Here is a 13,898-nt window from a genome sequence, read left to right on the forward strand (position 1 = left end):
AAATGGAAAAGATAAACGAACTACGAGAAAGAATTGATGAATTTGACAGGCAACTGATTAAGATTTTTGCCGAAAGACTGCAAATTGCAAAAGAAATCCTAACGTTAAAAATAAGCAATCAACTCAAGGCGGATGATTTCAAAAGAGAAAGTGAAATCATTGAAAAGCTATATAGTGAATTTGGAGATGAAATTTCTAAATATGCAATTGAGAGGCTATACAAGACAATTTTTTCTATTTCTAAAGAAAGCTTTAAAAATGAACACAAAAATTTAACTGCCATAGAATTATTAAAACTAAGACCTATTATGATTGCTGGACCTTGCGTAGTAGAATCGCGAGAACAAGTATTCAGAATTGCTCAGGAATTATCTGAAATTGGCGTTAAATTATTGCGTGGCGGAGCATTTAAGCCACGAACCCGTCCCAATAGTTTTCAAGGGCTTGGAGACGAAGGACTTGATTATTTGCTTGATGCCGCTTGTAAATATCAGATGTACACTGTTACTGAAATACTCGATACCGAACAATTAGAAAGAAATTACGAAAAAATTGATATAGTGCAAATCGGTAGTAGGAATATGTCCAGCTACGGATTTTTAAAGCAAGTCGGAAGATTATCTGCACAGGATGAGAAACCTGTAATATTAAAAAGAGGATTTGCAGCAACAATAGAAGAATTCCTGAATGCCGCTGAATATATAAGGCAGGAAGGCAATCCAAACGTAATATTATGCTTGCGTGGAATAAGGACTTTTGAACAGATTGACTCAAAATTAAGATTTACTCCTGATATTGGAGCAATTATGGACTTGAAAGAACGAACAGATATGCCTGTAATTTTCGATCCATCTCACTCGACAGGGGTTACAAGATATGTGATTCCAATTGCAAGAGCTGCGCTTGCCGCAGGCGCTGATGGGCTTATGGTAGAAACTCACTATAACCCGGAAGAAGCATTGATTGATGGTTTTCAAGCAATATTTCCCAAAGATTTAAAGGTGATAATTGATGAAACGCTTAATTGAGATATATTTTAAAAGTCAGAAGTCAACTATCTTTTTTGAGCCATTTGATAATTTTGCTCAAATTTATCCTAATACAAACGTTGTATTACTAACGGACGAAAGAGTGCATTCTCTCTATCAAAATAAATTTGAGGAATGTAATACAATCGTTGTTCCAGAAGGAGAGAAATGCAAAAATCTTGAAACTGTTGTTAATTTAATTAATGAATTACTGAAATACAAAGCCGATAGAGATACAGCAATAATAGGGATAGGCGGTGGTTCAGTTTGCGATTTGACAGGATTTGTGGCGAGCGTGTATATGCGAGGTCTTAGGCACTCGTTTGTGCCAACAACATTGCTTTCGATGGTTGATGCAAGTATAGGCGGGAAAACTGCGATAAATTTTGATGAAATAAAGAATTTAGTTGGAACATTCAAGCATCCGGAATTTGTAGTAATAGACACGAGTTTTTTGGATACATTAAGCGACAAAGATTATGCTTCCGGTATTGGAGAACTTATCAAAATTGCTGTAATCTCTGATGAAAAATTTTTCGAAGTGCTTGAAGAAACAGACTTAAAAGATAGGAGAAACATAAATTATAATATAATGTTCGAATCTTTACGAAAAAAATCTGAGATAGTAATTCGGGATGAAGAAGACAGAGGAATACGCCATCTTTTGAACTTTGGTCATACATTCGGGCACGTGATAGAACGGCAGTATAAACTGCCACATGGGCAATCTGTAATTTTAGGGATGCTGATTGCAATGAAAATATCTATAGAAATGAACGAGTTAAGTGAAGAAGTATATAACAGAATTTACAGAACATTAGAAAAATATTTATTCTATAAGGAAGAAATTGATATCTGCAAGCTGGCTTGCGGTATTAGTTTAGACAAGAAAAGAAGGAAAAATACGATAGATTTTATTTTGCTAAAAGAGATTGGCTTCCCGAAAATTGTGAATATGAAATTGGAAGATATTCAACAAATATGCAATAAAATAACATTGGAATTGACATAGTCAATTCCAATGTTTTCCGAAAAAAATAGGCAGAGATTAAACTTCTAATCTACTATCAAGAACTTTAACAATGCGCTCGTACACTTCTTTAAAATCGCCTACTCCGTTGATTTTAAATGCTAATCCCATAGAGGAATAATACTTGATGAGAGGTTTTGTCTGAGACTCGTATACCATCAACCGGCGGCGAATTGTTTCTTCTTTGTCATCTTCGCGCTGGAACAACTCAACATTTTCTTCTGGCAGAGGTGGATTGAACAAAAGATGATATATTTTGCCTGTTTTTTTATCAACACGGCGAAGACTAATTCTTTGAATAATTTCCTCGTGTGGCACTTCAAGAACGAGCACGCAATTTAGTTTTAGTCCCATCTTCGACATCATTCCATCGAGTGCTTCAGCTTGCGGGATAGTTCTTGGAAAACCATCGAGCAGGAAGCCTTTTATATAGTCAGTTTTTTTCAGTTCGCTGGCAATAATATCTATCATAATTTTATCCGGGACAAGTTCGCCTTTGTTCATATATTCAGCAGCAATATTACCAAGCTCGGTTTGGTCTTTGACATTTTTTCGCAAAATATCGCCTGTGGAAATTTGCTTAATCCCATAGTCTTTGCAAATATTTTGCGATTGCGTTCCTTTTCCAGAACCGGGAGGTCCTAAAAAGATTAATCTCATAAAATGTTCCTATTTTGAAGATATAAACAATGAACAGTATTGTTACTAAAATAATTAAAAAAATAAATATTCAAAATATATTTTTAATTTTTACTCAAAACTAAATTAATATCTTTCAGAAGTTTATCGAATTTATACAATACGGTGCCATTTTCGTTCATTTCGATTTCGCCGCGGTAATCAATAAGCATTTTGTTCAATATACTTTTTGCAATTTCAAATTGGTTTTGATCAATACGAGCTTCGTAAAAAATATCATTTTCGGTAGCAGGTTTATTGATGTTGAGAATAGCACGAAATAGTTTTTTACGAATAATATTTTTTTCACGTTTTATATTTAAAGCGAAATTGACAAAAATTCGAATAATTGGTATCACAAAAAACAAAACTGAAAAAACGAAAGGGAACAGCCCAAAAAAGAATAAAAATGTAGAACTATCAATTGGCATGCTTAATATAGAATAAGAAATAAATAAATTAAATAAATTCATAAAAAATATAGCAGTATTTTTACCTGAAGAGTTTCCATTGAGAATATATGGTTCTTCGATTTCATCAAAATAGTAAATAATTTTACCTTCAAGAAGTTCTTTGCTAACTTTTTGCAAGTTAGGGAATTCAGCATAGACAGAGCCGTCGCTGTTGATAAATAAATCACCTTTGAATTTGCCGACATATTCAGCCAATTTGCTTTCAGCTACATCCATAGGGACACCTGACAAAAGCGATATAGCACCAGCAGTAAGTCTGCCGTTGGATACTTTTTGCAAATATGCCATCACTTCACGTGCATCGGACAAATCGTCTGTTTTCACACGTTCCGGACCGAACACGAAGTCGTAAACAGAATTGATAAAACTTTTTTTAGGTTCTTTTTTCTGGCTTCTGTAGTATAATCCTGAACTATCTGTATAGTAGTCCGTCATTTCTCGTGTAATATAGGAAATTTGCATACCACGGATAATAGCATAAATAATATCTACAATGAAGCCCAAGTTGATATTGCTACGTCTGTTGTCTCTATCACCTGTGGATGAAGCTACAAGAGCAGCTAAAATTAGCAGAGCAAATAAGACAGTATAAACAATCAGAATAACACCGATAGAAATTTTATAGACTTTCTTGAAAATCTGGTAGGATTTATCAGCAATCAGAGCCAAAGTTTCTTTAAAAGATTGTTTGCCACGTTTTACGAGAGGATAAGTGAAGACAAACTCAACCGAACCTGTTTTCAAATCTGCCTGAATTTTGGACTCATAGATTTCAAGCAGTCTTTTTAATGCATCATTTATCTCGTCAATAGAATAGCCGGTTTCTAACGCTATTTCGTAGGGGTTAATTTTACCTTTTTTTAGCTTGATAAATTCTGGAATTTTATTTACTAACTGGCTTTCTGAAATTTCTTTATTTTTCACAATTATCCCCAAAACTCTTTTAAAAAGTGAATTTTCACAAGTGTTTCTAACGCATAAGCAACAGTTTTATTTAACTATCGACTTTATATTTTTATAACATATAGAAAAAACATTGTATTGCTACATTCTACTTCTCAGAGCACTGCGGGTAAGTCCAAGGAATTCGGCAGTCTTAGTTTTGTTGCCTCTGAACTTTTTTAGGGCTCGGCGAACAATTTCACGTTCAAGTTCTTCCAGATTGAGACCATTTTCGGGAAGCTGGAAATCAGCGGTTGGAGTGAGCACAAAAGAAGAATTCGCGGAATAGTTTTCATCAAGAAAACTTAAATGCCGGGCAGAAAGCTCGATATCGTTATTATGAAGGACGGCTCTATCGATAGCATTCGCAAGCTCGCGAACGTTTCCTTTCCATTCATAATTAAGAAGCAAATCAATGGCAGATGGAGAAATTCTTTGAAACTGCTTACCTCTTTTAAGGGAATATTCTTCCAAAAACATTTTAGCAAGCGGAATGATAGATTCTTTTTGCTGGTTCAAAGGTTTGAGTTGTATATATCCGACTTTAATTCTATGGTAAAGGTCTGCCCGGAATTTGCCTTGATTGACAAACTCTTCTAAGTTGCGGTTTGTAGCACAGATGATGCGTACATCAATACTTATGGGCTTTTGTCCGCCAATGCGATATATTTCACGTTCCTGAATAGCCCGAAGAAGTTTTGGTTGCATTTCGAGAGGCATTTCGCCAATTTCGTCCAAGAACAGAGTGCCTCCGTTGGCTAATTCGAACTTGCCGGCAAGCCCGGAGGAACGAGCACCAGTGAAAGCTCCACCAACGTAACCAAAAAGTTCACTTTCAAACAAATTGGGCGAAATAGCAGAACAATTGATAGTAACAAAAGGCTTAGTGTTGTCTATACCGTGAATCAGATTAGCAATAATTTCCTTTCCGGTTCCGCTTTCGCCTTCGATAAGCACATTAACAGTCCTATCTTCATTATAGATGTTGGCAAACTTTATTGCTTGTTTGAAACTATCTGAAAAAACGCCAATTTTCCCAATTTTGGGGATATAAAAAAAATTCCCAATTTGATTGCGGTTATCTTCGATTATTTCTGATTGATGGTTAATATTCTCATTAAATATTTTACTGATTATTTCATTTAATTGAGAAATATCGACAGGTTTGATTAAATAATCGGTAGCTTGGTATTTGAGTGCATCAACTGCGGATTTTACATCAGCAAAAGCTGTCATAAGAATAAACGGGCAGTTTTTTCCTTTTTCGGTTTGACGAATATTTTTTAGTAATTCAATCCCGTTCATTTTAGGCATTTTAATATCTGCGAGAACCAAATTGAATTTTCCATCGTTGAAGGCACGAAGAGCCTCTTCCCCATTTGGAAAAGCCTCGACTTCGAACTGCATAATTCCTTTTAGGAAATCCTTCATTACTTCGCGGCTATCTTCGTCATCATCAACAAGAAGAACACTGATAGGATTCATCTTGCCAAACTCGATTGATTTGACAAATTCAATTTGTAAAATAATAAAATTATTTTAACTTTGAATAATTTTTGTGTAAAATTATGAATTATTTATAGGTGAAAAATGAAATATCTTAAAAGTTTATTATTAGTCATAATAGCCATTTTCATTACTTCCTGCGAGAAAAAAATGGAAAGTCAGCCTGAATTATCCGAACATGCTAAACAGATAAAACAATTAAGCGAGCAGTTCGCAAAAATTGAGATCACAGCAGATGTTTCTCATTTATCGCAAAGAGAAAGGGCTTTGCTCGAAAAGCTGATTGAAGCCGGGAAATTATGTGATGCAATATTCTGGAAGCAATCTTCGCATGATGCAATTGCAGTGAGAGATTCTTTGATTAAACTCAATACTGAAGAAGCGAAAATCTATCTTGAGTATGTTAATATCAATTATGGACCATACGATGTGTTAAACGAAAATGCACGTTTTGTGGGTGTTGGACCTGAAAAAAGACCCCCTTGTGGAGGCTTCTATCCAGAAGATATGACAAAAGAGGAATTTGAGAACCATATTAAAAATAATCCACAAGATAAAGAAGCATTTGAAAGCCAGTATACTGTAATAGTAAGAGAAAATGGTGGTCTAAAGGCAATTCCATATAACAAGTATTACCCAGAGACAGAAAAATTAGCCAAAATTCTTGAAGAAGCAGCAGAATTAGCCGACAACCCAACTTTGAAAAACTATCTTATTTTGCGTGCGAAAGCAATCCGCACAGACGATTATTATGAAAGCGATATGGCTTGGATGGATATCGAAAATAGCAATATTGACGTTATTATTGGTCCAATTGAAAATTATTCGGATGCACTCTACAACTATAAAACTGCTCACGAAGCCGTTGTAATGGTAAAAGACATTGAAGCCTCGAAAGAGCTTGAAATGTTTCAGAAGCATATTCCGGACTTCCAAAATAATTTGCCATACGACAAAAAATATATTGAACCAGTGAAAACTGAAAAGGAAATTTTGCAGATTGTAAACGTTGTATATTTTGGCGGAGATTGCCAGAAAGGCACTAAAACTATTGCAGCAGCACTGCCAAACGACCCAAGAGTGCACGAAACAAAGGGTGGCAAAAAGTCAATGTTCAAAAATATGATGGAAGCAAAGTTCAAGACAATAGTTGTTCCGATTGCAAATATTATCATCACACCAGAACTTCGTAGTTATGTTGATAGCAAAGCATTTACAAGCTTTGTTACTTTGCATGAGGTTTCGCATACATTGGGGCGTGGATTTGTTTACGGAAGCAAGGAATTAACTGTCCGGAAAGCATTAAAAGAAAGATATTCAGCAATAGAGGAAACAAAAGCAGATATTTTGAGTATGTACAATCACCAGACATTGCTGAAGCTTGGAAAATTAGACAATGAGTATATAAAGAAAGCTATAGTAACTTATATTGCGGGATTATATCGTTCATTGCGATTTGGAACAAACTCTGCTCACGGACAAGCAAATTTAATTCAGCTAAACTATTTACGTGAAAAGGGTGCAATAATCAGAAATCAAGATGGGACATTCAGTTACGATGAGAAGAAGTTTTTCGATGGAGTAGCAAGTCTTGCTAACCTGATTCTAACAACTCAAGCATTAGGTGATTACAATAAAGCAGGCGAAATAATCGAAAAATATGGAAAAGTAAATGACGAGATACGTTCAACAGTTGATAAGTTAAAGAACATACCAAGAGACATAAACACAACATATAAATTTTAATTTTTTAGATATTATTGATTTTATTGAGGTTTGATATGGGAAATTTCAAGATTGAAAAAGCAACAACGACAAGAATTAACAATGTAGATTGGGATAATTTAGGTTTTGGTGTATATTTTTCAGATCATATTTTCGTTTCAGATTATGAGAATGGGAAATGGGATGAAGGAAAGATAATTCCTTATGGTCCGATGCCTGTAGAACCGACTATGTGCACATTGCATTATGGTCAGTCGGTTTTTGAAGGATTGAAAGCATTTCGCGATGTAAAAGGAGGCATAAATATATTTCGTCCGGACAAAAATGCAGCTCGGTTAAATCATTCTGGTTCAAGAGTCTGCATTCCGCCGTTTGATGAAAAAACATTTGTTGAAGCAATTAAAGAGCTAGTAAAAATTGATATTAACTGGGTGCCCAAAAAACGTGGTCAATCTTTATACATTAGACCGGTAGCATATGGATCGGGGAACTTTTTGGGAGTGCATGCCTCTTCTTCGTATCGCTTAATAATTATGACATCCCCAGTTGCGTCCTATTATCCCGAAGGGCTAAATCCGGTTAAAATATTAGTATCGAGCGAATATGTGCGTGCTGTTCGTGGAGGATTAGGTTCAGCAAAGACAGCTGCAAATTATGCTGCTTCGTTATTAGCAGGCACGCTTGCTAAGAAAAATGGATTTTCGCAGGTATTATGGCTTGATGGTGTTACTCGTCATTTTATTGATGAAGTCGGGGCAATGAACATTATGTTTGTGATTAATGATGAATTAATTACACCATCATTAGAACAGGGAACAATATTAGCAGGGGTAACCCGCGACAGTGTACTGACACTTGCACGTGAATGGGGAATGAAGGTGTCGGAACGCCAAATCACTATTGATGAATTAATCGAAGCTTATGAAACAGGTAAATTACAAGAAGTATTCGGAACAGGCACCGCTGCAGTGATTTCGCCAGTCGGACTAATACAATACAATGATAAATCAATGATAATCAATAATATGGAAATTGGTCCGATAGCTCAGAAGATGTATGATACAATTACTGGCATTCAATACGGCGAGTTGGAAGATGTTCACGGTTGGAATGTACATATAGATATTTAGTATTTAGTGGTATTATAAGAAAATCCCCTGATATTTTAGAATTTCAGGGGATTTTTTTATGGAGTTCTGCTATCCGTGTCTGACATTAATAATATCACCGTCCTGAACAATATATTCCTTTCCTTCGAGACGGAACAAACCTTTTTCCTTACATTTGGCGAATGAACCTTCACGAATAAAGTCTTCGTAGCTAACAACTTCAGCACGGATAAATTTGTTAAAGAAATCGGTATGAATTACACCGGCTGCTTCTTGTGCAGTATAGCCTTTTTTGATTGTCCAAGCACGGCACTCGTCCTCGCCAACAGTGAAGAAGCTCTGAAGTCCAAGCAATTCGTAAGCGTTACGAATCATTTTTTCTAATGGAGATTCAGTAAGCCCGTATTCTTCCATAAAAATTGCTCTTTCATCATCCGACAAAGAGGATAGCTCAAGTTCAATTTTCGCAAAGAATGGTTCAATACGAATTTTATTACCTTTGAAGGTATCGCGAAGCTTAGAAATAATCGTATCTGAGTTTTTAATTTCATTTTCGGAGAAATTAACAGCAATCATAAGAGGCTTAGCAGTAAGAGGCTGATAGTTTTTGATATATTTCAAATCGTCGTCTGTAAGTTCGGTTTCTCTTAAAGGAATGCCACTTTCCAAAGAAGAATGCCATTTTTTCATTATTTCGAGTTCTTTCTTTACGTCATCTTTATTTTTTTGCTTCATCATATCTTTTTCGAGTTTTTCGAATCGGGATTCAAGGAATGCCATATCATTGAGGAAAAATTCATCTTCGAGCAATCGAATATCGCGTTCGACGTCGATGCTCAAATTTGGGTGTGGCACAGAAGGATCGTCGAAAGCGCGCACAACGTGCAGAAAAGCGTCATTTGTACGAACTTTTGAGATGAACTGGCTATTAAACATAGAGCTTGCTTTGTCGGTTTTCTGCACACCGACAAGGTCGACAAATTCAATAGTAGCATTAACTTTCTTTTTGGGATTGAAAATTGAAGTTAGTTTATCGAGACGGCTATCAGGCACTTTAACAATTGCTTGATTTGTCTCTTTTCTGAAAGAAGACTGATCAATTTGCGTTTGTGTAATAGTTTGAAATAAAGTAGTTTTTCCGGAAAATGGCAATCCAATAATACCAATTTGCATTTTATCACCGAGACTATTAATTAATAAATACAAAATTAATGAATTTAGAAATAGCATCTTAAAAATTAATTCTATTAGAAACAATTTTCATAAATTTGACGTATTAATGAAAACGAATTTACATTTTTGGAGTATTTATGTCCCAAACACAATTACCAAATCAAGGGAATTACCCGTATCCACCATACTATGGTCGTCAGAAACGTCGCTCAAACTGGTGGATAGTTCTACTTGTCATAGGAATTATATTAGTAATAGGTTTTGGAATTTTTGCAACCATTATTGGTGTAATTGGTTCTGCCTTTGAGAAAGAACAAGTAGATGTGAAAGACAACAGTGTGTTAGTCATTCGACTGAGCAATAATCCTGAATATACACCAAGCAATCCATTTTCGATGTTTTCAGGAATCAAGCAACAAGTTGATTTTATTGAACTACTCACATCAGTTCGAAGAGCTAAAGATGACCCTAAGATTAAAGGGATATTGTATCTAATCAAAGGAGAGAGTGGATTATCAGGTGCGAAAGCAGAGGAATTTCAGAAAATTCTGGAAGAATTCAAATCAAGTGGTAAATTTATTTATACATACATAGAAACAGGAACGGAGAGAAATTATTACAATGCGTTGCCATCAGACAAGATATTTATGTTGCAAGAAGGTTTGCTCGAAATGAATGGATTTGGGGCAACATCACTATTTTTCAAGAATGCACTTGATAAAATTGGAGTGGATGTATATGTTCAGCAATATGAAGATTTCAAGTCGGCAGCTGAAAATTTAAGTCGTACGAAATTTAGCGACTCTGCTCGTTATCAATTAAAAGTGCTTTTGGATCAAATTAATGATGATTTTATTAATCAAGTAGTCAAGTATAGAAAGATAAGTAAGGAAAAAGTATTGGAAGCTCTGAGTAATGGGCTTTATACTGCAGAAGAGTTACAAAAATACGGTTTTATTGATGGAATAGCATTTGAAGAAGAAGTAAAAAACATAATCAAGAAAAAAGTGTTTGGTGAGAAGAGCGATGATAAGAAATTAAATTTGATAAATATTAACAGGTACGCGGCAAGCGAAGAGGAAGTTCCGAAAGAAAAAATGGCTGAAATAAACAAGCAAATTGCAATTATTTATGCTGTAGGAGCAATTAATCATCAGCCCGAGGAAGGATGGAGCAACGAAGCGAGCGTGCGTTCAAGTGAGTTTGTCAGATATTTGAAAAAGGCGCGCGAAAATAAGAAAGTAAAAGCCATTATAATAAGAATAGACAGCCCTGGTGGTTCAGTAATTGCATCTGATGAAATTTATGATGAAATTATAAAAACCAGGAAGGTGAAACCTGTGTATGCTTCGATGGGCAATGTAGCGGCATCGGGCGGATACTATATAGCAATGGCTTGCGATACGATTTTTGCACAACCTCAAACAATTACAGGTTCTGTTGGCGTGATATTTATGCTAACGAACTTCAACAAACTTGTCGGGAAGCTTGATATTTCGGTGGATACGATTTCGACATCACCCGCATCGCAGTTCTTATCTCCGTTTGTACCAATGAGCAATCAGGACAAAGTGCATTTAGAAAGTCTGTCGAGAAATGTATATCACAGATTTGTTTCGAAAGCTGCAGAAAGACGCAAAAAAACGTTTGATGAAATGCGTAGTTTAGCCAAAGGAAGAGTGTGGAGCGGAAAAGATGCACTCGAAAGAGGACTTGTTGATGTAGAAGGTGGTTTGCTTTCAGCGATTGATTGCGCGAAAAAGAGAATAGGAGTTGAAGCAAATAAAAAAGTATTACTCGACATATATCCACGACCACAGGATGAGCTAACATCAATATTGAAAATATTTGGTATTGAAAAGCAAGAAGACCAAACAGTTAATTTGAAGTCGTTATCACGTGAATTGAAAATTTCATATCAAGATTTAATTTCGATGTGGTCAGTTTTACCTGAACAGCTCAGAAAAGAATTAATCTACAATTATCAATTAATTGAAATGTCGAAGAATGAGAAAGTGTTGATGGCAATGCCAGAAAACTTCGACATTAAATAACAGATAGTTGAATTTATAAGATTTAGGCTACCATATTGGTAGCCTTTTTTATTAACAATTTCTGACAAAAATAGATAAAAATCCAATTTGTATTTTCAGTTGAAGCAATGCATATCGAAAATATACTTTTTTTCTTAACAATTTTTAATTAATTTTAACAAACAAAATTTCTTTTTTCATTATAAAAGGTGTTCTATGAAATTTTTCAAAAACTTAATTGCATCTTTTACCTTATTATTAATTGGAACTCTGTGCGTGGCTAAGGCTGAGCAGACAGTATTCTTCCAAGAAAATTTTTCAAACGGAATAGGCAACTGGAAAACAGTCGATGTTGATGGGAAAGTAGTGCATTCGGAAATGCTTCAAACATTAAACAGCATAGGCATAACTTTACCAAATAATAAAATGTCCTGGGTGGTTGGAAAAGTGTCAAGCAATCCAGACCAATATATGGCATTAAGCACTTCATATTATAATCCGGCAGGACGTGCTGATGATTGGCTCATTTCACCTAAAATTACAATCGGAGAAAACGCATATCTCGAATGGAGTGCTATTGCATTCAGTTCTTCCTATCCAGATGGATACGAAGTATATATTTCAACAACAGATGATGAAGTTTCAAGTTTTACAACAAAAATCTTTTCAATTCAAGCCGAACCAAACGGTTCATTAAACAGACGTTTTGTGAATTTATCCAAATTGGGATACCAAAATCAGGATATATACATTGCATTTAGAAACAACTCGAATGACAAATTTTTGTTAGGTATTGATGATATTATTGTATGGCAACCTTTTGCCTTCGACCTTTCTGCTTTGATGATTGATTTGAAGAAATATATCAAACTTACCGAGAATGGAATTTCTATTCCATTTTATGTAGGTTCGATGGGTGTTGATAGTGTATATTCATTTGTAGCAAATTTCCAGCCTGATGGTGAAGAAGTTGTTTCAGTAACAATGAATTTGGATAATTCGATTCCTTACTATTCATATCAAAAATTCACGTTGCCTTTCCAATGGGCACCAACAAAATTAGGTTACAGAACAATAAAATTGTGGGTTTCAAATATTAACGGGAACAGCAACAATGATGTAAATCCTGCGAATGATACTACATCAATTGAAGTATATGTATGGAATAATACGATAGCCAGCAATATTTTCCCACTATTTGAAGAATTTACAAGTTCGACGTGCGCACCTTGTGCAAGCGTAAATAAATATCTAAATCCATTGCTTGCTCAATTTGAAGACAAAGTGGCAATTGTAAAATATCAGATGAACTGGCCTGGTAATGGCGACCCATACTACACAGCCGAAGGTGGTGTTCGCCGCACTTATTATGGAGTAAACGCAGTTCCTTCTGCATTTGCTAATGGGGAACAATATTCATTCACTCAGGAGAATTTATCTTCAGTAGGAATGAACAATTTAATGGATCAGCCCGGATTTTTTGATATTATTAATCCGGAATACAAAGTAGATGGAAGAACAGTTACAGTGGAAGCCGATATTAAGCCTTTGCAATCATTTGCTGGTTCGAATGTAGTTGCTCATATTGCAGTTATTGAAATGACAACTAGTAATAATAAAACAACAAATGGTGAGACTGAGTTTCATTATGTAATGAAAAAGATGTTACCAAATGCTAGCGGCACAACGGTAACTCAGCTTGATAAGGATGCCACTCAAAAATTGTATTATACTTATGAGTTCCCAGCTAATGCAACAGTAGAAGAATATGACGATTTAGCAGTTGTAATATGGGTGCAAGATGTAAATTCCAAGCGAGTTTATCAGTCTGCCTGGGCAGTAAAGAAAACCATCCTTGACGTTCCTTATGAAAATGATGGATCTGGTATTATTGCTGTATATCCAAATCCAGCGAATGAATTTGCAACTGTAAAATTTGCTGTTAAAAGCGAAAAAGCAATTTCCTATGAATTATATACAATTGATGGAAAATTGCTCAATGCAGTTGAATTAGGTTTATTACACAACGGCTACTTCAATGAAAGAATTAACACATCAAACCTATCAAATGGTCAATACATTTTAAAGCTCAAAATTGGTGATCGCGTCTATACAGACAAAATTATCGTAAACAGATAATTTAGAAAAATAAAACAAAGAAGGGGCTAAAATCAAGCCCCTTTTTTTATTTATTACAAAGC

General features: G+C 35.2%; 10 protein-coding genes. 6 read left to right on the forward strand and 4 right to left on the reverse strand.

The features are described 5' to 3' along the window. Positions 1-2: 2 nt before the first annotated feature. Both ACY2LT_RS04815 and aroB read left to right on the forward strand, forming a co-directional pair. Positions 3-1,028 carry a bifunctional 3-deoxy-7-phosphoheptulonate synthase/chorismate mutase gene (locus ACY2LT_RS04815; RefSeq protein WP_491816710.1) on the forward strand — a complete coding sequence of 342 codons (1,026 nt, stop codon included), beginning with the start codon at positions 3-5 and terminating at the stop codon, positions 1,026-1,028. After that, positions 1,012-2,040 (forward strand): 3-dehydroquinate synthase, encoded by a 1,029-nt coding sequence (gene aroB / locus ACY2LT_RS04820; RefSeq protein ID WP_491816711.1) that lies wholly within the window; start codon positions 1,012-1,014, stop codon positions 2,038-2,040. The genes ACY2LT_RS04815 and aroB overlap by 17 nt, the downstream gene beginning before the upstream one ends. Positions 2,041-2,076: 36 nt before the next feature. Here aroB and ACY2LT_RS04825 read toward each other — a convergent pair whose 3' ends face one another. The 3 genes from ACY2LT_RS04825 to ACY2LT_RS04835 form a co-directional block, all read right to left on the reverse strand. Further along, positions 2,077-2,718 carry an adenylate kinase gene (locus tag ACY2LT_RS04825; protein WP_491816712.1) on the reverse strand — a complete coding sequence of 214 codons (642 nt, stop codon included), beginning with the start codon at positions 2,716-2,718 and terminating at the stop codon, positions 2,077-2,079. Between the two features lie 83 nt (positions 2,719-2,801). Next, positions 2,802-4,133 (reverse strand): hypothetical protein, encoded by a 1,332-nt coding sequence (locus ACY2LT_RS04830; protein ID WP_491816713.1) that lies wholly within the window; start codon positions 4,131-4,133, stop codon positions 2,802-2,804. Between the two features lie 120 nt (positions 4,134-4,253). After that, entirely contained in the window at positions 4,254-5,636 is a 1,383-nt protein-coding gene (locus tag ACY2LT_RS04835) for a sigma-54-dependent transcriptional regulator (protein ID WP_491816714.1), read from the reverse strand. 105 nt (positions 5,637-5,741) lie between these two features. Here ACY2LT_RS04835 and ACY2LT_RS04840 point away from each other — a divergent pair, with 105 nt between their 5' ends. Both ACY2LT_RS04840 and ACY2LT_RS04845 read left to right on the forward strand, forming a co-directional pair. Then, entirely contained in the window at positions 5,742-7,403 is a 1,662-nt protein-coding gene (locus ACY2LT_RS04840) for a DUF8614 domain-containing protein (protein ID WP_491816715.1), read from the forward strand. 35 nt (positions 7,404-7,438) lie between these two features. Next, positions 7,439-8,512: a branched-chain amino acid aminotransferase gene (locus ACY2LT_RS04845; RefSeq protein WP_491816716.1), complete on the forward strand. Its 1,074-nt coding sequence runs from the start codon at positions 7,439-7,441 to the stop codon at positions 8,510-8,512. A 69-nt stretch (positions 8,513-8,581) separates the two neighbouring features. Here the strand turns inward: ACY2LT_RS04845 and ychF are convergent, their stop codons facing one another. Then, positions 8,582-9,664, reverse strand: a complete 1,083-nt coding sequence (ychF, locus tag ACY2LT_RS04850; RefSeq protein ID WP_491816717.1) for a redox-regulated ATPase YchF — start codon at positions 9,662-9,664, stop codon at positions 8,582-8,584. Positions 9,665-9,801: 137 nt separating this feature from the next. Here ychF and sppA point away from each other — a divergent pair, with 137 nt between their 5' ends. After that, positions 9,802-11,718, forward strand: a complete 1,917-nt coding sequence (gene sppA / locus ACY2LT_RS04855) for a signal peptide peptidase SppA (protein ID WP_491816718.1) — start codon at positions 9,802-9,804, stop codon at positions 11,716-11,718. Positions 11,719-11,913: 195 nt separating this feature from the next. After that, positions 11,914-13,836: a T9SS type A sorting domain-containing protein gene (locus ACY2LT_RS04860; RefSeq protein WP_491816719.1), complete on the forward strand. Its 1,923-nt coding sequence runs from the start codon at positions 11,914-11,916 to the stop codon at positions 13,834-13,836. Positions 13,837-13,898: the final 62 nt, after the last annotated feature.

The sequence above is a fragment of the Eximiradius proteiniborus genome (assembly GCF_058546985.1).